Source organism: Oceanobacillus chungangensis, assembly GCF_003369565.1.
Classification (GTDB): domain Bacteria; phylum Bacillota; class Bacilli; order Bacillales; family Amphibacillaceae; genus Oceanobacillus; species Oceanobacillus chungangensis.
Map to the genome: position 1 here is coordinate 289,307 of NZ_PIOD01000005.1, position 23,894 is coordinate 313,200.

The window sequence follows — 23,894 nt, forward strand, 5'->3', positions numbered from 1 at the left end:
AGAAATTCGAAGTGTCATTTTTACCGGACTTTTTGAGCTACCTCTAAAAGGAGTGCATCAAGCAATGGCAAAAGAAATATTAACAGTAAATAATATCCAATTAAATGTGAGCTTAAGCAGCAAGGAAGAGGCAATTCGTTATACGGGTGGCATCCTCGTTGATAATGGCTATGTGGAAGCAAACTATGTTGAAAAAATGTTAGAAAGAGAAGAATTAACATCTACATTTATGGGGAATAACGTTGCGATTCCTCATGGTACAGAAGACGCGAAGAGTCAAGTGTTAGAAACTGGGTTATCTGTTGTAACGGTACCAAGTGGCGTAGATTTTGGTGATGGGAATATTGTCAAAATTTTAATCGGAATCGCAGGAAAAGGCGATGATCATCTAGAGGTTCTTTCAAATATTGCGATCGTATTATCAGAAGAAGAAAATATCCAAAAAATAGTGGATGCAACTACAAAAGAAGAAGTCATTCGTATTTTTGAAGAGGTGAACTAAATGTTAGCAGTACATTTTGGAGCAGGAAATATTGGTAGAGGTTTTATCGGACTATTATTGAATCAAGCAAACTACCACACAACATTTGTAGACGTAAATGCAGCGACAGTTGAAGAAATAAATAAGAAGCAGCAATACAATGTCGTGCTTGCCGCTGAAGAAAGTGAAACAGTGACAGTGAAAAATGTATCTGCAATTAATAGTATCGCCGATCCAGACAAAGTGATTGAGGCTATTCGCGAAGCAGACCTCATCACAACTGCTGTTGGACCGAATATCTTAGCGATTATTTCTGAGTTAATCGCAAAAGGCTTAAGTGAACGAGCGAAAACAAACAAGAAGCCACTGAATTTAATTGCTTGTGAAAACATGGTAGGCGGAAGTGATTTATTAAAAGAGAAAGTATACAGCCATATCACAGAAGCAGAGCATGCTGCATTTGATGAACTTTACGGATTCCCAAATGCCGCTGTTGACAGAATCGTACCAAATCAAGTAAACGAGGATCCATTAGAAGTTTCTGTAGAGCCTTATTTTGAATGGGTAGTAGAGGAGCCAGCATTTAAAGGGGAAGTACCAACAATTGATGGTGTAACCTATGTACAGGATTTAAAGCCTTACATCGAACGAAAACTATTTACAGTTAACACAGGTCATGCAGTCCCGGCCTATATTGGTCGCCAAATGGGTTACAAAACAATTAATGAAGCAATGCATGATGAAAAAGTTCAAGAAATCATCAAAGGAGCATTAGCAGAATCCGGTGAAGCAGTCATCCAAACCTATGACTTTGATCGAGCTGAACATCAAGAATACATCAATAAAATTATTGGCAGATTTATGAATCCATACATCTCGGACGAGGTAACAAGGGTGGCTCGTGGTCCAATCCGCAAGCTTGGAGCACATGATCGCTTAATCCGTCCTGCAAGTGTATATATGGAAGTAACTGGCGGAAAAGAGCCTACATACCTTGCGAAAACTATTGCTGCAGCACTAAACTACAAATTCGATGAAGACAAAGAAGCTGTTGAGTTGCAGCAAATGATAGCTGAGCATGGTATTGTTAAAACGCTTGAAAAGGTATCAGGATTAGATGCGGATCATCCGTTGGTTGGAGTGATATTGCGGGAAGTTTAGGGTATGGAGTAGGAGAGTAGAATTGTGTTCAAGGATATAATTCTCTGTTCTCCACTATTCCTTCCAAGTCCGGTAGCCGCAGTCACCAAGCTAAATAATAATTTCCACATTAAAAGCTGCTACTCCTAACATTAGGGAGTAGTAGCTTTATTGTTAGTAAGGAAGTATAAAACTTTTATTTCATTAGGAAAACCAAGACTGCGGAAAACGGCGTGTGGCTAAGCCAAGTTCACTAAAATGAATATTTATTCATTTGCACCGTAACTAATTAAGTTTGTAAAGATTCGATACCCACCAGGGACTTGATTATCAATTTGGCGGTAAAATACTAAGTTCGTGTATAGGTATGTTCCTTCACCATATTCAGCCATTAGTATTCCACCAGTAAATGGATCTTCACCTGGATCGGCCATACTTACAAACGTTTCATAACGATTGTCCCAATTCATAGGATAATAGAGCCCACGTTCTTGTACCCAATTATCCCAATCATTATCTGTAATTTTATTCGGATAGTTAAATAGTTTGTGTTCTGGTTGTGTGACAGTTACGGTTGCATTTTCGTCTGTAACACGCCATTTTATTGATGGATTACCAATTTCTAATGGATAGGCTGGTGTTTTCACTTTATCCCAATTATCCCCGGGTTTATGATATTGGACTACTAGATGTCCGCCGTTCTCAACGTATTCTAGTAAACGATTGTTGTTTTGCACAAGATCTGTTCTAGAAAGATTTGCACGGATTCCCGTGACAATTGTATCGTAATGTGACAGGTCAGCAGAAGATAAATCTTCTTCTGTAAGCTTCGTGATGTCAAATCCAGCATTTGCTAAATAATCAGCGACCATGTCAAAGCCACTTTCAATGTAACCAACTTTAAGATTGGCAGGCTTTAATAGTTCGAATGCAACACCATTAATCGTAGCTGGATACAGTAAATAAGAATCATCAATATGATCATATTTAATTTCCTGTACGGTTGTATCGTATGTTTTTCCATCAGAAATAGCATTAGCTGCAATTGAAAAAGTTCCTTCATTTACATTTTTAGGTGGATGTAAAACAAAGGCTACTTGTTTTTCCTCAAATCTATCTGTAAATGTTAATTCTTGCTGTGATGGTTCGCTTGTCCATCCTGCAGGGAGGTTTAATGAAACAGTAGCGTCCTTCTCCCCGGCAAAATAATTTTTTACTTTTACCTGAACAGGGACCGTTTCTTGGACATCGGCTGTATTGATTGTAATGTTTACAGGTTCAGGCGTAACACTTAGTTCCGGTAATACCGATACTGTGTTATCAAAATCTATGATTTTGGATGTTTCATAACCTTTTTGTTTGAACGTTATGTTTGTTTGAATTACCGCATCATCATATGGTTGGTAAAAATCTGATTCAGATGGAACCGTTACATCAAATGTTAATGTTTTTGATTCATTTGGTTTGAGTTGATTTATTTTACTTCCTCCACCATGTTGGAAGTATTCAGGAGTAAGAAGGGTGGCTTCAAGGTTTTGAATTTTGGATTTCCCGTTATTTGTTAATTTAACCGTTACCTTTGTTTGCTCCCCATTCGTTAAAACATTCGATTCAATTGTTGTTTCAACCGAAAGACTGGATGATACAAAACTTAATTCCTCTAATTGTTCTTCTTTTAGTTCAAGTTTATGAAGTAAATCTTTTTTTAACGATACATCTAGATTTGCTGCTTTTGTTTTCTTTATTATTCTTTGTACATCCTTGAGTGCTTTCTGAGATTTTGGTTGGATAGCATCTCTATTAGGATATTGCTCAATAATCGAATTTAAATCCTTCTGTAATTTTTTCAATTGGACACGCAAGTCATTTTTTGGAACAATTTTTCCCCAATCATTGAAATCATAAGGAATACCTGCAAAAAGGTCAGGATTTTCAGTGGAAGCTACAGAATCGATTAATTCTAAATGAACTTGCCTCGGTGCGATGGGAATATCATTACCCATCCCTTGGCTTTTGTGCATATATCTCGATGCTTCCCCTAATTGTGGATAGCTCATGTCATAGATAGGGTCATAGTCACCAATTTCAATTGAAGTAGTTGCTGTCTCTGCTGATTCAGCTGGTAAGTATAGTTTCTTAACTTGCCATGTGGATAAACCGTTTTCGAGTTGCTCAGTGAATACAGTAGGATCTGCAGCATCTTCAAATGCCCTTTCACTTAAAATAGAAATCGTCCGGTGGTGCCCATGTTGAGTGTCTACATCACGGAAGGAAGGCATCACAATATCGGGCTGATATGTTCGAATGAATTTAATTAATCGCTCATAGGTTACTTCTTCTCCCCACTTATCAAGAGTTTCCTCTGGTGATTTAGAAAAACCAAAATCATAGATCGTGTCTGAGGTAGTTTCACTTAAATGGTATGCTTTCACCCCAGTAATCTCTGCTGCTTCTATCATCTCATTGGAGCGAATAATCCCAAGCGCATTACCTAATTCTGTGCCGATTTCATTCTGCCCACCCTCACCGCGATTTGCAATTAGACTAGAGGTCTTAACACCTAATCCCCTTGATAAATAAGCAAGAAAATCACTTCGTTCATCATCTGGATGTGCTCCAGTATTTAAGAATGTAACTGTAGTTTCAAGTGGTTTAACTGCATTCCATAAATCAACGTCAGGTTCATCCTTTGCTTGTCCAAGAGCTGGAGATACTGTAGCAATTAATAATACGATTAATAACAAATAAATAATCTTCTTCATAATTGTAACCCCTTTCAAATTGTTGGAAATTTAGGTGATACAAATATCCTCCTTTCGAATATGTTGAGTTAGTAAAGTTTACTAACCAACTGGATTAAAATGACTACGAATGCATGTCATTAGTTTATAACATAGCATGTTAATTTATAATGTAAATATTCGAAAGGTTCCATTTATCTATGTTCTTATAGTCAAAAAGTAGGAGCAATTACTCCCGAGCGTAAGGGGGATAAGTAAATGTATCAAGGCAATAAAGATGAATATTAAATTAAAAAATAGGCACTTTACAAATACAACGCTTTCAATTAGAATAGTGTTAATATTAAGATAGTAAGTAAACTTTACTAACGAACAAAATTTTTAAAGATACAAACAGAATTGGAATTTTATATTAAGGGGCTTATGCAATGCAGAAAGGTAACTCGGCGTACATTAAAAAGATAAATAAACAATTGGTACTTAAATGGATTATTAATGAAAAGTCTACTTCACGTGCATCTATTTCTAAAGCGCTTTCAATAAGTAAACCTACCATATCAGCTATAGTGGATCAACTATTAGAAGAAGGCTGGATATATGAAACTGGTAATGGCGTCTCTTCCACTAGTGGAGGAAGGAAACCAGTAAATATTAAATTCAATCCAAAAAAGGCATATATTATTGGAATTGATATCGGTGGTACTAAAATAGCTATCGGAATAACAGATTTAAATGGAAATGTTTGTGGTCTTATTGATTTCCCGACACAGCAGTATTTAGATGGGGATATATTTACTGAAATAAAAATACGAGTAGAAGCATTGAAAAAAGAATTGCAAATAGATGATTCTAAGATTCTAGGAATGGGAGTAGGGGTGCCAGGAGTTGTAGAAGTGGAGACAGGGATTGTTCACGAAGCGCCGGCCATGGGATGGAGAGATTTTCCGGTTGGGGAAAAGCTGCATTCACAATTTGCTTACCCTGTTTACATTGATAACGACGTAAATATTAGTGTCCTTGGGGAGCATTGGAAAGGTGTTGGAATAGACAAGAAAAATCTTGTATATATCGCGATTGGTACAGGGATTGGCAGTGGCATTATGATAAATGGTGAGTTATATCGCGGTAGTAATAATAGTGCTGGTGAAATAGGTTATATGGTTACGGATAGAGAATATGCACGAACCTACCAACCTATTTTTGAAGGATATGGCTTTCTAGAAAGTGTGTCAGGGGGATCATCGATAGGGAGCAAATTATCAGCGCGTATTGGAAAGGAAATTACAGCAAAGGATGCTTTTGATCTCTACGTAAAAAATGATAAAGATGCAGTTGAAGTGGTTGATTTTGCAATTGAAAATTTATCGCTCGGTATTGCTAATTATATTTCCCTGCTAGATCCAGAATTGATTGTTTTAGGAGGTGGTGTAAGTGAATCGTATCCTGTTATAAGTAGAAAGATGGAAGACATCATTTCACGATTCACACCAAGAAAATGCGAGGTAGTCCAAACATCCTTTGGAAAAGAAGCTGGGGTCATTGGGGCAGTTGCTTTATTTCTAAAGGAATATGACAGTATTTATAAAATTTAGCAAGGGGGAATTTGTAGTGGGAAAGATGAGAAATGGTTGGCTATTTTTACTTGTTCTTTTAGTAAGTGTAGTGCTTGCAGGTTGTATGGCAGGTGGGGGCAATAAGGAAGAAGAGAATACGGATGACTCAGATGATACAACTGTAGAAACGTCGGGCAATCAATCTAGTGAATTAGAAGACAAAGTAGTCGTATATTCTCCGCACGGAAGTGATATTTTAAGTGAATTTGAAAAACAATTCGAAGAGGAATATGGAATTGATATGCAGTTCTTAGATATGGGATCCCAAGAGATTCTAGACCGAGTTCGTTCAGAAACGAATAATACACAGGCTGATGTGTGGTGGGGCGCACCGCAAGTGAACTTTGATCAAGCAAAAGAAGAAGGATTACTTGCTGAATACAAGCCATCCTATGCTGATTCGTTAGATGAACTATACCATGATGAAGACTGGATGTGGTCTGGAACATCGATTACCCCAGAGGTAATTATGTATAATACACAGGAAATTGACGCTGAAGATGTACCAAAGGATTGGGACGATCTTCTAGATCCGAAATGGGAAGATGAAATTATTATTCGCTATCCATTAGCTTCTGGAACAATGCGGACAATCTATTCTGCAATGATATATCGAACATATAAAGAAACGGAAGATACGACTGAAGGATATGAATGGTTAAGTAAATTAGATGAAAATACAAAAGAGTATTCTGCAAACCCAGAATTAATGTATAACCAAATAGCTAAAGGTGTAGGGTCTTTAACAGTTTGGAATATGCCAGATACTGTAATGCTAGCAGAAGAGAAGGGCTATCCATTTGATTATGTAATCCCAGAAAGTGGAACGCCTGTCCTTACTGAAGGGATCGCGATCATTAAAGATGCACCAAACCCTAAAGCAGCAGAAGCCTTTTATGAATTTGTTAATACAAAAGAAGCTGCACAATTATTAGCGGAAACATATTACCGAATACCTACTCGTAGTGATATTGAAGATTTACCAGCTTGGATTAGTGAAACAGAGATTAAACCAATGGATATTGATTGGGCATTATTCCAAGAAAAAGAAAGCGAATGGATGGAGTATTGGGATACAAATATTAAAAATACCGAAAAGGATTTAAGCGAAGAATAGAGTAAAGGGAGTTGTTGTTTCATGTCAACAGTGAATTTATCAGGCATTACAAAGAAGTTTGGTAGTGTTACAGCAGTCAATAAATTAGATTTATTGATTAATGAAGGCGAATTTTTTACGTTTCTTGGTCCAAGTGGATGTGGTAAAACAACAACGCTTCGAATGATTGCTGGATTCTACTATCCTACAATAGGAAAAGTAATGTTTAATGATAAAGATATGACTACCGTCTCACCAGAAAAAAGAAATACGGGCATGGTTTTCCAAAACTATGCCTTATTTCCTCATATGACTGTTTTCGAGAATGTAGCTTTTGGATTGAAAGTAAGAAAGTTAAGTTATAGTGAAATTCAAAAACGGGTTCATGACGTATTAGAAAAAGTTCGATTGGATCAATTTATCAAGCGCCAAGTAAGTCAATTAAGCGGAGGCCAGCAGCAACGAGTAGCATTAGCGCGTGCATTAGTGATTGAACCAGATATTCTATTATTAGATGAGCCATTGAGTAATTTAGATGCTAGATTACGAGATGAAATGCGAAATGAAATTTTGCGACTGCAGAGAGAATATGGGATTACAACGATTTATGTTACACATGATCAGGTAGAGGCATTGTCGATGAGTGACCGGATCGCTGTTTTCAATACAGGTGTATGTCAACAAATTGGTACACCTACAGAAATATACAATCAGCCAGTTAATGATTTTGTCGCGGAATTTATTGGCGAAACAACCCTTTTACCAGTCATGTTTGAAAAAGCGCTTAGTAATCAAAAGCTATATCGTAATAATGACCTGGATGCTTCTTTCCACGTCAATGACTCCCCATTAAACATCGCATCCTATGAAGATTCAGACGAACTAGTCATGTCAATTCGACCAGAAGCGGTTCAAATTCATATGAATGAAATACAAGGTGAGAATGTACTACAGGGTGAAGTAGTAGAGGTGCAATTTACTGGGGCATCTGTCCACACATATATAAAGTTGAACAATGACGTAATTATTCGGTCTACAGATTTAAATAAAGGTCCGAGTACATATTTAAGCATAGGTCAAAAAGTGTATGTTCTACTGCCCCCTGATCAAATACGAGTGATCCCAAAGGCTAGGAAGTGAGAAGGACATGATAAATGCTGAAAAAAGAAAAACGATATTACTTTTAATTCCAATTATTATCGTTTTAGTAGGTTATGTGCTATATCCATTAATCGAAACGATGATTGAGAGTTTCAAAAAGGATGGTTTTATTTCTTTACAAAATTATCAAGACTTCTTTGGTGCAAAATCTGCAGCGAATTTTGAAGCATTATGGAATTCAGTCTGGATTTCGCTCGTATCCGTATTTTTTAGTGCATTAATCGGTGTGCCATTAGCATATATTTTTAACCGGTATGATTTCCCTGGACGTAAGTTTTTCTCCAATATTGCAATCATGCCAATCGTTCTACCATCACTTGTTGGTGTAATGGCATTTATGTATTTATATGGGGAAGCTGGCTTAGTTCCAAACATGATTAAAGACTTGTTTAACTTAGCAGAAGTTCCGTTTAGTATTGGGGGGATTTCCGGAATATTAATCGTCCATGCTTATACAATGTATCCATATTTTTATATGACTACAGCATCGGCGCTAAATAATATTGATCCATCATTAGAGGAAGCTGCTAATAATTTAGGTGCTAATCGCTTTAGAGTATTTTGGAAGGTAACCTTCCCATTACTAACACCAGGATTAGTTGCTGCATCATTATTAGTATTCATGGTATCGATGGCTTCCTTTAGTGCGCCATTTTTACTAGCTGGAGGATTCAGAGTACTAAGTTTACAAATCTATTTCTCCAAAATGAATGGAGATTTGGAAATGGCTGCAACACAATCTGTTATATTGACAATCGTTTCCGTATCATTCTTATTGTTCATGAGATGGTATCAAAATCGAAAGGATTATAGAATGTCCTCTAAAGGCATTGGTGCCCACCGCAGCGAGGTAAGTAATCCAGTTCTAAAATGGTCGATGGTAACACTTGGAATTCTTGCTGTGATTGTTTTGTTATTACCACATGTGACTCTATTAATTTTATCACTTGTGCCTGAAGGAGCTTGGACGTGGCAAACATATCCAACAGCATTTAGTCTGGAAAACTTCCGATTATTATTTGAAAATCCAAATGTTTGGGATCCAGTAAGAAATAGTTTAATCATGTCCTTTATCGCATGTTTAGGGGTATTTATCTTTGGAATCATTGCTTCCTATACACTTGTTAAACGTAAATTTATCGGTAAAAACTTATTGGATATTCTTGTAATGCTACCATGGATATTACCAGCGACCGTTGTTGGGATGAATTTAGTATTGGCATTTAATGAACCGAGTGTATTCTCGTTTGGTAAAGTGCTTGTCGGTTCTTTCTGGATTTTACCACTTGCTTATTTTGTCCGATTTATTCCATTAGTAGTTCGTTCGGCGTCGGCGGTTTTAGAACAAATGGATGATTCGCTTGAGGAAGCAGCGCAAAATCTAGGTGCGAAATGGTTTTACGCATTTAGACGAGTTGTCATTCCGATTATATTGCCTGGGGTTTTAAGTGGTACGTTACTAGCATTTGTTCAAGCAGTAGGAGAATTTCCAACGTCTGTTCTACTGTATACATTGGATAATCGACCAATTTCAATTGAAATAATGAACCAATTACGTATGTTTAACATGGGAATAGCTGCAGCATATGGAATGATTCAAGTTGGGTTAATTGCAATTGTCATGATTATTTCTAGTAAGTTCCTAAAAGTGAGGAATCAGGATGCATTATAATTTTAGAAAAAAAGGTGTAGCCAATCTTCTTTGTGACACCTTAGTTGCACTGAATCCAGGTAAGGCTATTCTCTGTATAAATCTTGATATAAGAACCAAACAGTAATCCTGTATTTAGAAGAGGGTTACTGTTTACTATGAAGAATATTGAGGTGCTAGTTCATGCTAAAAGAACGATTTGAAAATTCGGAGGGATTCGCATTCCCAGGGAAAACATATATCGATGAATTATTAAAGCCGGTATTCCATGATCAAAAGGAATACTTATTCGACGCAATGTTTATGATTCATAAAGCACATACAACGATGCTAGCTGAACAAGGAATACTGACGGAAGAGGAATGCAGAAAGATTTTAGATGCCGTGAATCAAGTAGAACAACTGGATCAAAGTAAAATCGAGTATTCCCCACAATACGAGGATTTATTTTTCTTAGTAGAATCAAAGATTGGCGAGATCATTGGTGACGATTTGGCAGGAAAGATGCATATTGCAAAAAGTAGGAATGATATGGGCGAAGCGATGTATCGCATTGTAATACGTAATTATCTGAACCTGACAATTGAAAATGCAGAGAATCTTTGTGAAGCAATTCTTTACCAAGCAGAACAACATGTACAATCGACCATGCCAGCGCATACGCATACTCAACCCGCACAACCTACCACGTTCGGGCATTATTTAGTCGCCATTTATGATAATGTGCAAAGGGATATCGACCGTTTAAAGCAAGCGTATCGCATTGTAAATCAATCACCAATGGGAGCGGCTGCTATAACAACTACTGGTTTTCCTATCAATAGGGAAAGAATGGTTGAGTTGCTTGGATTCGATGGGTTAATAGAAAACTCTTATGATGCAATTGGTGCTGGGGATTACTTAATCGAAGCAGCCCAGACCCTTGTAAGCTTAATGACAAACATGGGAAGATGGATTCAAGAGTTTCTACGTATGACATCAAAGGAAGTTGGATTGATAAAAGTATCGGACGCATATGTACAAATAAGTAGTATTATGCCACAAAAGAGAAATCCAGTTTCCATTGAGCATTCTCGAGCTATCGCCAGTAGTGCAGCTGCAGAAGGAATGGCGGTAGTTCATATGATTCACAATACTCCATTCGGTGATATTAATGATACAGAGGATGATTTACAACCTCATTTGTACAGCGGTTTTAAAAAATCTGTTCGAGTATTGAGATTAATGCGGGCTGTAATTTTAACAATGGATTTTGATAGTAAACGTGCTTACCAACAAGCAAGAGAAAATATGATAACCATAACGGAACTAGCCGATGTTTTAGCACGAGATTATGGTATTTCCTTTAGAAAAGCGCATCAAAAGGCGAGTGTCATTGCGAAAAAAACTGATGCTGAAGGCAAAGAATTGTATGAGATTCCACTAAAATTGGTAAACCAGTGGCTTGGAGATGTTCAGCTATCAAATGATGATTGGGAAGCAATTATCAATCCAGATCGTTTTGTTGAGAGAAGGAATATTACTGGAGGACCGAACCCAGACGTAGTCCGTGCGATGATTGATAATAGGAAATTATAAAATCTTTGTAACACCCTGTGGAGTAATTGTATTGATCTACTTCATCGGGTGTTTTTATGTTATCAACGAATTCAAATGTAACTATGGAAATTCAAAATTTAAATAGTGAGATGAAAGTTTAGGAATCTTTAACTATCTATGCTAAAGTAGTATCAAAAAGCGAGGGATATAACATGACAAAAAAACTAATATTTTTTGATATAGATGGAACGCTGTTTGATGATGAGAAGAAACTGCCTTCATCAACAAAGATAGCAATAGGACAATTACAGGATCAAGGTCATGAAATTGCGATTGCAACTGGTCGCTCGCCATTTAATTTTAAAGAACTACAAGCAGAGTTAAACATTGATGCATATGTAAGTTTTAATGGTCAATATGTTGTACATAATAACGAAGTCATTTATAAGAACGCGATTGTGATCCCAAGAAATTAGCAGAATTGACGAGTTTCTCCGTGGAAAAGGAACATCCGTTAGTATATATGAACGAAGCGGAATGGAATTCTAATATTGAGAGCCATGAACAAATAAGTGAAGCAATAGATTCACTAAAGGTAAATAGTGAACTGACGTATAATCCTACCTTCTTTGAAGGACGGGAAATTTATCAAACACTGCTTTTCTGCACGGAAGAAAGTGATTCTATGTATCAGAATAAGTTTCCCGAACTTGATTTTGTAAGATGGCATACATACTCATTAGATGTAATTCCAATGGGAGGCTCAAAAGCAAACGGAATTGAACAGCTTGTTCGCCATTTAGGCATCGAGTTGAAGGATGTTTACGCTTTTGGTGATGGGTTGAATGATATTGAAATGCTTAAATATATTCCAAATAGCATTGCAATGGGCAATGGACATGAAGAGGCAAAAAAGGTAGCGAAGTACGTGACGAAGCATGTTGGTGATGATGGGATACTGCATGGATTGAAGATGGTTGGGTTGTTGAAGTAGTTTTTGGTAATGGTTGGATAGCGGTATAATATGACATGAACACAAGATATTTACCATGATATTATTCCGTCATTTCCTGGGAAATATCTACAAAAAATGCGTTAATATCTGATAGTAATCGGGGAGGGACTTGGAACAAGCTCCTCCTCGAAACTGAGCATTCACATTGGGGAATGCTCCTTTTTTAATTACTTTACTGAAGCAGTGATGAATACTTCTACTGCGTTTGTTATGTACATCTCTTTACTAATTGCGCTACCATAATCTGCGAAGTAAGAGGGTACCGATCCCTACGCTCTCTTACTTACACAGTTTATATTACACTCCCTTTTGTGGGTAACCCATCATTGTAATTTTACTGATAGTCTACTTTTCGTCATTTTGTTTCCTTATAAACAAAATAATCGAAGTCAGCAGATAGATTCTGTCCAGAAGTATCCTGACATTGCATTCCAACAAACGCACCTGTGAAGAACCCCCCACCTTGAATATAATCATCGGATAGTTTATAAGCATACAATTCAACCGGAATTACGCTCCATTCTTTACCATCAAAAGAGTAGAAATACTGATAAATGTTGGTTTTAACTTCAACACGTAAATAAATATAATCTACTTCATCCGGGATACTAATTTTTTCTCTTCTTAGTGGTTGATCAAATGCAAAGTTATCACAAGTGGTTAAGTCTAGAATTCTGCCAAGTTCTTCATCCCATGTTATCTGTAGTGCCGTCCAGTTTTGTGTGTTGTAATAGTTCACTAAACCTGCTGCCTGTTGGAAGGATTCTGGATTAAATGCAACCTTCGTCTCCGCAGTGAAATTAAAATGCTGCCAGCGACGAGCGATAAAAGCTTGTGTAAACTTAGATGTGAGAGACTCTTTTCCATATAATCTTAAATGACCAGGATTATCCTTGAGTGAAACGATTTCTTCCCCTAATGGAATTCGTAAAGATTGAAAATGCTGATTTAATTGTTCAGAATCAAAGTCATCTTTTTCATCAAAATCCTTTTCCCAGATTACTTCCTCTATCTTTGGTCCTTTAATTTCTAATGAAGGTTGATTGCCACCAACGACATATGGCCAATCATCCTTCCATTCCAACCTTTGAATCGCTGTTTCCCTGCCAAGCGGACAAAAGCCTCTGGGATCAAGTAATGGTTCATCCTCTTTTGGTAATGGACGTCCTGTTAAATGGACGAGGAACCAGTCATCCGTATGGGTATGAACAATAGATGCATGTCCAGCCTTTTGTAACGGATTTCTCGGATCCATCATGGAGGTGATTAACGGATTTTCTGGATGTACTTCATACGGTCCCCATAGGTTTTTAGAACGAGCGATTGTTGCTTGATGCTCATACTTTGTGCCACCTTCAGCTGTTAATAGATAATAATAGCCGTTGATTTTATACAAATGTGGCGCCTCAGTTAATTTTATATCTGTACCTCGAAAAATGATTTCAGATTTTCCTACAAGTTTTTGCTCACTGGCATTGTATTCCTGAAGAATAATTCCATTAAAGTTGTGCTTCCCGATTCGATGATCCCAATACATATTGACGAAATACTTCCTTCCATCCTCATCATGGAACAAGGATGGATCAAACCCAGAACTATTCATTGGAATGGGTTCAGACCACTCGCCATCAATCGTTTCACAAGTAACAAGATAATTATGAACATCCTTCCATCGTCCTTCAGTTACTTTTACATCGGAATAAATGAGCCAAAACTTCCCATCGCTGTAGGAAAGAGCAGGTGCCCAAACGCCACCGGAATCAGGATTACCCATCATATTCAACTGGCTTAATCGTTTAAGTGGTCTTGAAACAAGACGCCAGTTTTTTAAGTCCTTGGAATGGTAAATTCCGACTCCAGGGAACCACTCAAAAGTAGATACAGCAATGTAATAATCATCCCCAGCTCGACAAATACTTGGATCAGGGTTAAAACCAGTTAAAATTGGATTTTGAATCGTAGTCATGATAAATCTCCCCTTTATTTTTTTGAATGAATATATTAGAAAGCATTCATCTGTTCGAATGCGCTTTCATATTAAGATAACTACTTACTTAAAAGATAAATAAGTAGCAAAGTTATTTCATTTTTAGAGAGAAAATATCTCTTTGACTAAAAAGTTATCAACTGAAAATGCAGCAACACCTAACGCTGTAGAATGAGTTGATAGCTCGGAAAAGTCTATTTGCAAACCCTTTTGGTTGAACGATAGTGTTTGATTGCTTCGATTAAGAAGCGCTTCGGTTAACCATTTCTTAGCAGTTGCTATTCGATTGCCAATGATTACTTGTTGCGGATTAAAGGTATTGATAATGTTATTAATTCCAACCCCTAAATAATGCCCCAAGTCTTCGAATAATCGGATTGCCTCGATATCTCCGGAGTTTGCAAGTTCGATTAAGCTTTCCAAAGAAAGCTCACCATCTTGAGCAGTTATTATTTCTAATCGTTCCGCATTTTTTAATAAAGCCTGCTCTGAAGCATATAATTCCCAGCAGCCGTTATTCCCGCATCTACATTTATCCCCGTTTACTTCGATTGTCATATGTCCTAATTCTCCAGAGAAACCATTATTACCTCGATAAAGCTCTCCATTTAAAATAAGACCAACCCCAATCCCGATTCCATCACTTACATATATAATATTATTAAAATCCTTGCCGGCACCAAACATCTTCTCACCATATGCCCCTGCATTCGCTTCATTTTCGATCGTGATTGGAAGATTATATTTTTCTTCTAATATTTCCTTTAACTTAATATTTCTCCAACCAAGATTAGGAGCCAATAATATTTCTTCGCTTCTATCTACTACCCCTGGTACACCGATGCCAATTCCAATAATTCCATAGGGACTTGAGGGTGCTGTTGAAAGTAATAAATCAATAATGCCAAATAATTTTCCAGTAATTTCTTCAAAAGAAAGATTACTGAATTTAATCAGTTCTTCATGATGAATGTTTCCTTGCAGATCTGTTATTATTCCTAGCATGTAGTTAACGCCTATATCGATTCCAATTGAATATCCTGCTACTTGATTGTAGAGGAGCATTACAGGTCTTCTTCCGCCACTAGATTCCCCTGGACCAGATTCGTAAATAATTTTTTCTTCTAGCAATTGATTAACGAGGGAGGAGACTGTACCTTTATTTAGTCCAGTTTCATTAGCAATCATTGGTCTTGTAATAGGTGAACTTTCAATAATTTTCCTTAATACTAATGCTTTGTTCTCTTGTTTTACAACGTGTTGGTTCCATGTTTTATTCACTTCCATTTGCAATTTCACCACTATCTTTTAAAAGTAATTGATCATATAATTACATTATACACTTTGTTCATACACTAGACAAACAAAGATAATTTTGGTAATCTATAAATGTGCTTGATACATAAGCCGATACAATATTATAGGGGGTTTAACGATGAAGGCAAAGAAAGCAATTGCATTATTGTTTGGAGCTGTTGTTGCTGTTTTATTACTTGCAGGCTGTTCAGGATCAAATGATGAAAAGACAAGTTCTAGTGGGTCTGACTCTGGTGATACAAAGACGGTAAAGTTTATGCACTTATGGCCTGAAGGAAGTTCAAAACTGCATCATCAAATTGTAAGCGATATCATTAGTGATTTTGAAGAAGAAAATCAAGATATTAAAATTGAACCCGAAGTACTAAGCAATGAACAATATAAAGACAAATTAAAAGTTTTATCAGCATCGAATGAGTTACCAGATGTGGGAATGACATGGGCAGCCGGATTCCTTGAGCCATATGTCAATGGGAACAAGTTTGCCGCATTAGACGATGTTATAGAGAAAGATTTATTTGTATCAGGAACAGTAGAATCTTATGCAATTGACAATAAAACATATGGACTTCCGTTAGAATTAAATATTGCAACCGTATTTTATAATAAAGAAATTTTCAATGAAAATGGTTTAGAAGTACCAGAAACATACGAAGAAATGCAGAATGTAATTCAAACATTAAGTGATAATGGAGTAGCTCCAATTGCACTTGGGAATAAAGATCGATGGACAGGATCGCTTTGGTATATGTATTTTGCAGATCGAATCGGTGGTTCAGATGTTTTGACAAACGCGATTAACCGAACAGGTTCTTTCGAGGATCCATCATTAGTTAAGGCTGCTGAAGAAGTGCAAGGTTTAGTAGATATGAATGCGTTCGTAAAAGGATTTAATGGACTTTCAGATCAAGAAGCTAAAAGTATGTTTATGAACAAGCAAGCAGCAATGTACTTAATCGCAACATGGGATCTACCAAACTATACTACGAACGAAGATGTTCCACAGGAATTTAGAGATTCGGTAGGATACTTTAACTTTCCAACTGTTGAAGGAAAAGGGGATATGAATAGTTTTGTAGGTGGACCTGGTGTTGGATTATTCGTTTCGGAGGATTCAGAAGTTAAAGAAGAGGCAAAAGCATTTGCTGCCTATTTTGCAAAACAATGGGGAGAAAAATCTGTTACAGAAGCGGGAGTAATACCTGCTACAAAAGTGGATGCTGGAGCATTAGATCTACCGGAATTGTATGTCGATGTATTAAGTGATTTAAATTCTGCTAGTAACATTACCTTATTTGCAGACGTTCAATTAAGTCCAGATGTGGCACAAGTTCATCTAAATGCAATCCAAGCATTATTTGGTGGGGAAGTAACGCCAGAGGGATTTGCGAAGGAACATGAGGATGCACTGACAAAAGAAGAATAGATAAGTAGAATTTTCTTTATATAATCAAGTGAAAAGGACTAGCCTTTCATTGTGGTTAGTTCCTTTCCCATTTTGTAATAAAACGGGGTGAGAAGATGCATAAAGTGATGTCTAACAAATGGATTATTACACTGTATTTACTACCAGCTTTCCTCCTAATAGCAGTATTGATTTTTATTCCATTAATATTGTCTGGATATTACGGTTTAATGAACTGGGACGGAATAGGGATAATGCAGTTTATCGGATTTGAGAATTACATTCAAGCACTTCAAGATATGAAGTTTTGGAGTAGTGCGTTACATTCATTTTTATTAGCAGCGTTCTCAACGCTTAGTCTAATTGTTTACTTAGCTGTTGCGCTTATTTTGGCATCAAAGATAAAAGGGACAAATTTATTAAGAAAAATATATTTAATTCCCATGCTGCTATCATCAGTTGCAATCGCACAGCTTTGGATTAAAGTATATAATCCAACAAATGGTATGTTAAATAGTATTTTGATGGCAATCGGGATTGAGAATCCACCAGAGTGGTTGGCAGACCCTTCTATCGTATTATTTGCGATCTTTATACCAATCATCTGGCAATATGCTGGATTTTATATTTTGATTTATTATGCAGCACTGAAAAATATCCCAGACACTGTGATAGAAGCAGCAAAAATCGATGGAGCGACTCCATTACAAATAGCACTAAAGATTAAATTACCATTGATTATGAATGTATTTAAAGTAACGATTGTGTTAGCTGTCGTCGGTTCATTAAAATATTTCGATTTAATCTACGTAATGACTGGTGGAGGACCAAATGGAGCTAGTGAAGTAATGGCATCATATATGTATAAGCTAGCTTTTTCAAGCAATGACTTTGGCTATGGAAGTGCAATTGGGTTCCTCTTATTAATCATAACCTTAATTGTTACTGTGATTATCAGAAAAGTAACTGCAACAAAGGAAGAAATTGAATATTAATAGGAGGTTTAGCATATGGGACGCATTGGTTATGTTTTTCTCTACCTATGTTTAGCGGCCGTAGCTGTGTTCCAGGTTTTCCCTATCTTTTGGTTAATTCTGTTTTCTTTAAAAGATAACTATGAAATATTTGCAGGAAATCCATTTGCATTACCAGAAGCAGTAAAATGGGAAAACTACCTAAGTGTATTTCAAGGCGGCATAGGTACTTATTTTTGGAACAGTATTTGGACAACAATTGTTTCTACAATGTTAACCGTTCTAATCGCTAGTATGGCTACATTTGTAATCACAAGGATGCGCTGGAAATTGAGTAAGCTAGTATTAAGTTTATTTCTAATTGGGCTTATGATACCGATGCATTCCGCTTTAATACCATTATTCAAGATGTTCATGGAAGCAGGTTTAATTGATAATCCTATATCCATTATTATTACATACACGGCGTATAATTTGCCGATTACAATGATGATATTATTAGGATTTTATAGTACGATTCCTCGTGAAATAGAAGAGGCGGCGATAGTTGACGGTAGTTCGATTCATCGATTGTTTTTCCGAATTATATTGCCAATATCAGCACCAGTATTATCAACGACTGTAATTATAAACATGATCTATAACTGGAATGAGTTTGTCTTTGTAAATACATTTATTAGTTCAGATAAATATAAAACATTGACAGTTGGGATGCAAAACTTTATAGGTCAATACATGACGGACTGGGGAGCAATCGGAGCTACCTTGGTCATTAGCTTTTTACCGATTTTAATAGCCTTCTTATTCTTTAGCGATCGAATAGTAGAGGGTATTACATCGAGCGCTGTAAAAGGATAGGCAGCAAAACCACCTTACATCAATAGAGAAGGTGGTTTGCGGTGTTATTTAGCTGTATTTTCCGTTATTTTATTGAAGATGTTTAAACATAGCCACATTGTAATAAAAGCATAGGAACTACCGCCGAAGATAAAGAATAACGGTGGAATCAAATACATGATAAAAAAGATTGAAACAAGACTTAGGAGCATTAAGATAGTTTGGATTGGATTTACTAGCATAATTAGGAAAGCATTTTTAATTAGTTTGAAAATCTTTAAATCAAAATGAACGAATGCAGGAAATATATAAAATAGAAACAAAACAAATACTAGAATAAATGCGAATAGTGGAGCATATGTCCATGTTAACCAATCTAGTGTGTTTAATTGGATGAAAAATAGATTGATAGTTATTATAGCTGTAATCAACGAAATGAATATACCGAGCTGATTACTTTTTAGAAAATCACCTCGGTAATATTTCCAAAAAGATTTTAAGATTGGAAAATCGGATTTGCCTCTTAGCCAATCTCGAACAATGGCAAACATTGCAATCGTTGATGGGAAGAAACCAAAAATGACTCCACCTAATAATGTGAAAAGAATCCATAGAAGGTTAATATAAGCAAATCTCGTAATCCACTCTAATATATTGTAAATTGCAGCGTTAATAGTATTCATGAACATCCCCCTGATAGTTGATCTAGTAGTAATTCCATGTGTAATTGCCGGATGAAGCCATTAGGAAATTAATTTAACTTTGTTCATTCGATAGCTATACTAATAATTTATAAATATTATTCTACATGAAAGTACTTACATTAACGAGCTTTATTTGCTCAGCGAGTAGTAGCAAACTAGTTATGAAGCTACAACATTATGACCTTCAGAAATAAATTCAAGTAACACGTACATGCTTATTATTGGAAATATATATAGCGATTCTCAAACTTATTAGGAGATGATATTTTATGAAAAGAGCATTAATTTTCCAAGGTGGTTGGGATGGACACGAACCCAAAGAAGTAGCAAGTATTTTAGCTGGAATTCTTAAAGAAGAAGATTTTCATGTAAAAGTTACAAATACACTAACAACACTCGAAGAAGATGATTTGAACACGTATGACTTAATTGTTCCTAACTGGACACAAGGAACAATTACCCAAGAACAGTTACAACCTCTCATTAATGCTATAGCAAATGGTACTGGTTTAGCTGGCTTGCATGGTGGACTAGGAGACTCATTTCGATGGGAGACGGAGTATCAATTTATGGTTGGCGGTCAATGGGTAGCACATCCAGGGAATGATGGTGTCACATATCAAGTACATATTTTGGATTCAGACCATCCGCTTACAGAAGGTATGGAGAATTTTACCGTTGTATCGGAGCAGTATTACATGCATGTGGATCCTGCAGTTCATGTTCATGCTACAACTAGATTTCCAGTAGCAGAAGGTGCTCACCAAACAAATGGTGAGGTGGATATGCCAGTAGTTTGGACAAAAAAATGGGGAAAAGGAAAAGTCTACTATTGTTCATTAGGCCATGTTGCAGAAATCGTTAGAATGCCGGAAGTTATGAACTTGATGCGGAAAGGGTTCGTTTGGGCAAGCAGATAGAAAAGTATATATAAATGAAACAAGAATAGGATGGGTGTAATGAAAAAAATAAAAGCAGGAGTTGTAGGTTGCGGAAATATAAGTGAAATATATTTTAAAAATAGTAAAAGATTTGAATCATTTGATATTGTAGCCTGTGCTGATATAGATATTAATCTCGCAAAACAAAGGTCAGAAGAATTTGATATCCCAAAAGCTTGTAACACGGAAGAGCTGCTAGCAGATTCAGAGATTGATCTCGTAATTAATCTTACAACACCCGCAGTACATGCGAAGATTGATTTAGCAGCTCTTGAAGCAGGGAAACATGTCTATGGAGAAAAACCACTTGCGGTTACTCGAGAAGAAGGTAAGAAAATATTAGAAGCTGCAAAGGCAAAGGGGTTACTTGTTGGTTGTGCCCCAGACACGTTTTTGGGTGGTGGCATACAAACTTGTAGGAAATTGATCGATGATGGTTGGATTGGTGACCCAGTTTCTGCAACCGCATTCATGATGAACCACGGTCATGAAAGTTGGCATCCAAATCCTAACTTTTATTATCAAGAAGGCGGTGGACCTATGTTTGACATGGGACCATACTATCTTACAGCGCTGATCACATTAATGGGTTCTATTAAGCGTGTAACAGGGTCAGCCAATATTACTTTTCCAGAAAGGACTATCACAAGTCAACCTAAGTATGGTGAGAAAATTCAAGTGAACACACCGACGCAAATCAATGGTGTGCTTGATTTTGAAAGTGGTGCAGTGGCTTCCATCATTACAAGTTTTGATACTTGGTATCATCATTTACCCAATATTGAAATTTATGGTACAAAGGGAAGTTTAGTTGTACCCGATCCTAACAGATTCGGAGGACCCGTTTTTTTAAGACGTTATGATCAGAATAGCTGGTCTGAAATACCTTTAACATACGGATATACGGATAATAGTAGAGGATTAGGTGTAGCCGATATGGCTTATTCCATTTTAAGGGGTGAAACACCTAGAGCAAATGGTGAACTTGCATTTCACGTTTTAGATGTTATGCACGGTTTCCAAGATGCATCTGAAGCAAACAAACATTATGAGCCAGTTAGTACATGCGAACAACCTAGACCTCTTCCACTGGTTTAATGAATGGTAAGTTGATGAATTATTCAATCAATAATTTTTAAAAATAGAGAAGGAGAGGTTATGAATGAAATTAGGTGTTTTTGCTGTTTTATTTGGAGATAAAAAATTTGAGGAAGCATTGGATGTTATTGCTGAAATGGGGCTAGAATCAATAGAAATTGGAACAGGTGGCTATCCTGGGGATTCGTATTGTGATCCTAAAGAACTGCTAACCAATGAAAACAAACGAGAAAGTTTTAAAAAGGCCATTGATGAACGAGGATTGAAAATAAGTGCTTTAAGTTGCCATGGGAATCCCCTTCACCCAAATAAAGAAATTTCCCAAAAGCATCATGAACAATTTCAGAACACAGTACGTTTAGCTGAAAAACTTGAGGTGGATACGGTAATTACGTTTTCGGGTTGTCCTGGTGAATCGATACATTCCCGTTTTCCTGTTTGGGTAACATGCCCATGGCCAGAGGACCACACAGAAGTATTGGAATGGCAATGGAAAGAGAAAGTTATCCCTTACTGGACGAATCAAAGTAAATTTCTAGCTGAACATGGTGTTCGAGTAGCGATAGAGCCACATCCAGGATTTAATGTCTATAATAACGAAACAGCAATACGTCTTCGGAAAGAATGTGGAGATAATATTGGAGTTAATTTTGACCCAAGCCATTTTTTCTGGCAGAACATAGATCCAGTCGCTAGTATAAAAGAAATTGCCAAACATGGTGCATTATATCATTTTCATGCTAAGGATACGGCAATTGACGTACAAAATACTGCAACAAATGGTGTGCTCGATACAAAACCTTATAGTGATGAACTAAATCGATCCTGGATATTCCGCACGGTCGGATATGGTCATGCCGAAGAAACTTGGCGCAAGATTATTAGTACACTGCAGCTAGTTGGCTATGAAGGCACAATTAGTATCGAACATGAAGATAGTCTTATGTCAGTTGAAGAAGGATTTCAAAAAGGTGCAACTTTGCTGAAGAATATATTAATAAAAGAAAGGGTCGGTGAAATATGGTGGGCGTAAATCAAAAAGAAATTAGAATTGGTATGGTTGGCTATCAATTTATGGGAAAAGCACACAGCCACGCATATCGTGATTTGCCCTTTTTCTTTGATACAGGTATAAAACCGGTACAAAAAGCAATTTCAGGGCGAAATGAATCGGCTGTAAAGAAAGCAGCAGAAAGATTTGGATGGGAATCGTACGAAACCGATTGGCGCCGTTTAATTGAACGTGAAGATATTGATGTTATTGATATTGTTACCCCAAATCATACACATGCAGAAATAGCCATAGCAGCGGCTGAGGCAGGAAAAAATATTATAACAGAAAAACCCCTTGCTCTAACATTGGATGAAGCGCAGCAAATGTATGAAGCTGTTCAAAAAAATAAGGTTACCCATATGATTTGTCACAACTATCGTTTTTCTCCAGCAGTTCAGTTCACTAAAAAATTAATTGATCAAGGAAGACTAGGAAAAATCTATCATTTCCGAGCAAACTATTTACAAGATTTTATTATGGATCCACAGTTCCCTCTTGTCTGGCGTTTAAAAAAGGATGTATCAGGTTCTGGGGTTCTTGGTGACATCGGAGCACATAGTATAGACTTAGCGCGGTTTTTAGTTGGGGAGTTCAAAGAAGTAGTATCTATGATGGAAACTTTCATCAAAGAACGACCAGTAGGGGAAATGACGGAGGGACTTAGTGCTGTATCGGATAATAGTACTTTAGGAGAAGTTACAGTTGATGACGCTACCGCGTTTTTAGCCAGATTTGAAAATGGAGCACTTGGTACATTTGAAGCAACTCGATTTGCAGGTGGAAACCGGAATAAAAATAAATTTGAAATTAACGGTGAAAAAGGTTCTGTTCGCTGGGACATGGAAAATATGAATAATCTCGAGGTCTATTTTCATGATGATGAACCAGGATTACAAGGGTTTAGATTAATTAATTGTACAGAAGAATTTCATCCATATGCAGGTGCATACTGGCCAGCTGGGCACATCATTGGTTATGAGCATACATTTATTCATTTGGTACATGAATTTCTTAATGGAATTGCAAATAACTATCAACCGTCACCAAATTTTGAAGACGGCTTAAAAAACCAAAAAGTATTAGTGGCTGTTGAGAAATCTGCTGAGTCTAAGCAGTGGGTAAACGTATAAAAAGTTTTTA

Annotated in this window: 18 protein-coding genes and 1 pseudogene; 15 read left to right on the plus strand and 4 right to left on the minus strand. The window is 36.7% G+C overall.

All coding sequences use genetic code 11. From position 1 onward, the window contains the following. Positions 1–64: 64 nt before the first annotated feature. Positions 65–502 carry a PTS mannitol transporter subunit IIA gene (locus CWR45_RS05115; protein WP_115748723.1) on the plus strand — a complete coding sequence of 146 codons (438 nt, stop codon included), beginning with the start codon at positions 65–67 and terminating at the stop codon, positions 500–502. Next, the gene (locus tag CWR45_RS05120) at positions 503–1,642 is read left to right on the plus strand and encodes a mannitol-1-phosphate 5-dehydrogenase (RefSeq protein ID WP_115748724.1); all 1,140 of its coding nucleotides are present in this window, start codon (positions 503–505) and stop codon (positions 1,640–1,642) included. It begins immediately after the preceding gene. 245 nt (positions 1,643–1,887) lie between these two features. Here CWR45_RS05120 and CWR45_RS05125 read toward each other — a convergent pair whose 3' ends face one another. After that, positions 1,888–4,383, minus strand: a complete 2,496-nt coding sequence (locus CWR45_RS05125) for a PIG-L family deacetylase (protein WP_115748725.1) — start codon at positions 4,381–4,383, stop codon at positions 1,888–1,890. Between the two features lie 407 nt (positions 4,384–4,790). Here CWR45_RS05125 and CWR45_RS05130 point away from each other — a divergent pair, with 407 nt between their 5' ends. The 6 genes and pseudogenes from CWR45_RS05130 to CWR45_RS05155 all read left to right on the plus strand — a co-directional run bounded on the left by CWR45_RS05130 (position 4,791) and on the right by CWR45_RS05155 (position 12,416). Next, entirely contained in the window at positions 4,791–5,954 is a 1,164-nt protein-coding gene (locus CWR45_RS05130; protein WP_115748726.1) for an ROK family transcriptional regulator, read from the plus strand. Between the two features lie 25 nt (positions 5,955–5,979). After that, positions 5,980–7,092 (plus strand): extracellular solute-binding protein, encoded by a 1,113-nt coding sequence (locus tag CWR45_RS05135; protein WP_115748974.1) that lies wholly within the window; start codon positions 5,980–5,982, stop codon positions 7,090–7,092. A gap of 21 nt (positions 7,093–7,113) precedes the next feature. Continuing rightward, positions 7,114–8,211, plus strand: coding sequence for an ABC transporter ATP-binding protein (locus CWR45_RS05140; RefSeq protein ID WP_115748727.1), 1,098 nt, complete (start codon positions 7,114–7,116; stop codon positions 8,209–8,211). 7 nt (positions 8,212–8,218) lie between these two features. Beyond that, positions 8,219–9,904 carry an ABC transporter permease gene (locus CWR45_RS05145; protein ID WP_115748728.1) on the plus strand — a complete coding sequence of 562 codons (1,686 nt, stop codon included), beginning with the start codon at positions 8,219–8,221 and terminating at the stop codon, positions 9,902–9,904. A gap of 162 nt (positions 9,905–10,066) precedes the next feature. Further along, positions 10,067–11,461: an argininosuccinate lyase gene (argH, locus tag CWR45_RS05150; protein WP_115748729.1), complete on the plus strand. Its 1,395-nt coding sequence runs from the start codon at positions 10,067–10,069 to the stop codon at positions 11,459–11,461. A gap of 173 nt (positions 11,462–11,634) precedes the next feature. Next, positions 11,635–12,416 (plus strand): annotated as a pseudogene (locus tag CWR45_RS05155) (Cof-type HAD-IIB family hydrolase). Between the two features lie 376 nt (positions 12,417–12,792). Here CWR45_RS05155 and CWR45_RS05160 read toward each other — a convergent pair. After that, positions 12,793–14,403, minus strand: a complete 1,611-nt coding sequence (locus tag CWR45_RS05160; RefSeq protein ID WP_115748730.1) for a glycoside hydrolase family 43 protein — start codon at positions 14,401–14,403, stop codon at positions 12,793–12,795. Between the two features lie 123 nt (positions 14,404–14,526). Then, positions 14,527–15,711, minus strand: coding sequence for an ROK family transcriptional regulator (locus CWR45_RS05165; protein ID WP_115748731.1), 1,185 nt, complete (start codon positions 15,709–15,711; stop codon positions 14,527–14,529). A gap of 148 nt (positions 15,712–15,859) precedes the next feature. Between CWR45_RS05165 and CWR45_RS05170 the strand changes: the two genes are divergently transcribed. The 3 genes from CWR45_RS05170 to CWR45_RS05180 all read left to right on the plus strand — a co-directional run bounded on the left by CWR45_RS05170 (position 15,860) and on the right by CWR45_RS05180 (position 18,978). Further along, a complete protein-coding gene (locus CWR45_RS05170; RefSeq protein WP_115748732.1) occupies positions 15,860–17,167 on the plus strand; it encodes an extracellular solute-binding protein in 1,308 nt (435 codons plus the stop codon). A 95-nt stretch (positions 17,168–17,262) separates the two neighbouring features. Then, positions 17,263–18,141, plus strand: a complete 879-nt coding sequence (locus CWR45_RS05175) for a carbohydrate ABC transporter permease (protein WP_115748733.1) — start codon at positions 17,263–17,265, stop codon at positions 18,139–18,141. Between the two features lie 15 nt (positions 18,142–18,156). Beyond that, positions 18,157–18,978: a carbohydrate ABC transporter permease gene (locus tag CWR45_RS05180; RefSeq protein WP_115748734.1), complete on the plus strand. Its 822-nt coding sequence runs from the start codon at positions 18,157–18,159 to the stop codon at positions 18,976–18,978. 44 nt (positions 18,979–19,022) lie between these two features. Here CWR45_RS05180 and CWR45_RS05185 read toward each other — a convergent pair whose 3' ends face one another. After that, positions 19,023–19,640, minus strand: a complete 618-nt coding sequence (locus tag CWR45_RS05185; RefSeq protein WP_115748735.1) for a YesL family protein — start codon at positions 19,638–19,640, stop codon at positions 19,023–19,025. A 290-nt stretch (positions 19,641–19,930) separates the two neighbouring features. Between CWR45_RS05185 and CWR45_RS05190 the strand changes: the two genes are divergently transcribed. From CWR45_RS05190 to CWR45_RS05205, 4 genes are all read left to right on the plus strand, one after another. After that, positions 19,931–20,581: a ThuA domain-containing protein gene (locus tag CWR45_RS05190; protein WP_115748736.1), complete on the plus strand. Its 651-nt coding sequence runs from the start codon at positions 19,931–19,933 to the stop codon at positions 20,579–20,581. Positions 20,582–20,620: 39 nt separating this feature from the next. Beyond that, on the plus strand, positions 20,621–21,700 hold the full coding sequence (locus CWR45_RS05195; RefSeq protein WP_115748737.1) for a Gfo/Idh/MocA family protein: 1,080 nt from the start codon (positions 20,621–20,623) through the stop codon (positions 21,698–21,700). Positions 21,701–21,764: 64 nt separating this feature from the next. Further along, positions 21,765–22,733, plus strand: a complete 969-nt coding sequence (locus CWR45_RS05200; protein WP_115748738.1) for a sugar phosphate isomerase/epimerase family protein — start codon at positions 21,765–21,767, stop codon at positions 22,731–22,733. A 23-nt stretch (positions 22,734–22,756) separates the two neighbouring features. Continuing rightward, on the plus strand, positions 22,757–23,884 hold the full coding sequence (locus tag CWR45_RS05205; RefSeq protein ID WP_115748975.1) for a Gfo/Idh/MocA family protein: 1,128 nt from the start codon (positions 22,757–22,759) through the stop codon (positions 23,882–23,884). Positions 23,885–23,894: the final 10 nt, after the last annotated feature.

Excerpts from the sequence above, each read along its gene's own strand:
- CWR45_RS05115 (WP_115748723.1), top strand. The coding sequence starts at position 65 with ATGGCAAAAGAAATATTAACAGTAAATAATATCCAATTAAATGTGAGC.
- CWR45_RS05120 (WP_115748724.1), top strand. The coding sequence starts at position 503 with ATGTTAGCAGTACATTTTGGAGCAGGAAATATTGGTAGAGGTTTTATC.
- CWR45_RS05125 (WP_115748725.1), bottom strand. The coding sequence starts at position 4,383 with ATGAAGAAGATTATTTATTTGTTATTAATCGTATTATTAATTGCTACA.
- CWR45_RS05130 (WP_115748726.1), top strand. The coding sequence starts at position 4,791 with ATGCAGAAAGGTAACTCGGCGTACATTAAAAAGATAAATAAACAATTG.
- CWR45_RS05135 (WP_115748974.1), top strand. The coding sequence starts at position 5,980 with ATGAGAAATGGTTGGCTATTTTTACTTGTTCTTTTAGTAAGTGTAGTG.
- CWR45_RS05140 (WP_115748727.1), top strand. The coding sequence starts at position 7,114 with ATGTCAACAGTGAATTTATCAGGCATTACAAAGAAGTTTGGTAGTGTT.
- CWR45_RS05145 (WP_115748728.1), top strand. The coding sequence starts at position 8,219 with ATGATAAATGCTGAAAAAAGAAAAACGATATTACTTTTAATTCCAATT.
- argH (WP_115748729.1), top strand. The coding sequence starts at position 10,067 with ATGCTAAAAGAACGATTTGAAAATTCGGAGGGATTCGCATTCCCAGGG.
- CWR45_RS05160 (WP_115748730.1), bottom strand. The coding sequence starts at position 14,403 with ATGACTACGATTCAAAATCCAATTTTAACTGGTTTTAACCCTGATCCA.
- CWR45_RS05165 (WP_115748731.1), bottom strand. The coding sequence starts at position 15,711 with ATGGAAGTGAATAAAACATGGAACCAACACGTTGTAAAACAAGAGAAC.
- CWR45_RS05170 (WP_115748732.1), top strand. The coding sequence starts at position 15,860 with ATGAAGGCAAAGAAAGCAATTGCATTATTGTTTGGAGCTGTTGTTGCT.
- CWR45_RS05175 (WP_115748733.1), top strand. The coding sequence starts at position 17,263 with ATGCATAAAGTGATGTCTAACAAATGGATTATTACACTGTATTTACTA.
- CWR45_RS05180 (WP_115748734.1), top strand. The coding sequence starts at position 18,157 with ATGGGACGCATTGGTTATGTTTTTCTCTACCTATGTTTAGCGGCCGTA.
- CWR45_RS05185 (WP_115748735.1), bottom strand. The coding sequence starts at position 19,640 with ATGAATACTATTAACGCTGCAATTTACAATATATTAGAGTGGATTACG.
- CWR45_RS05190 (WP_115748736.1), top strand. The coding sequence starts at position 19,931 with ATGAAAAGAGCATTAATTTTCCAAGGTGGTTGGGATGGACACGAACCC.
- CWR45_RS05195 (WP_115748737.1), top strand. The coding sequence starts at position 20,621 with ATGAAAAAAATAAAAGCAGGAGTTGTAGGTTGCGGAAATATAAGTGAA.
- CWR45_RS05200 (WP_115748738.1), top strand. The coding sequence starts at position 21,765 with ATGAAATTAGGTGTTTTTGCTGTTTTATTTGGAGATAAAAAATTTGAG.
- CWR45_RS05205 (WP_115748975.1), top strand. The coding sequence starts at position 22,757 with ATGGTTGGCTATCAATTTATGGGAAAAGCACACAGCCACGCATATCGT.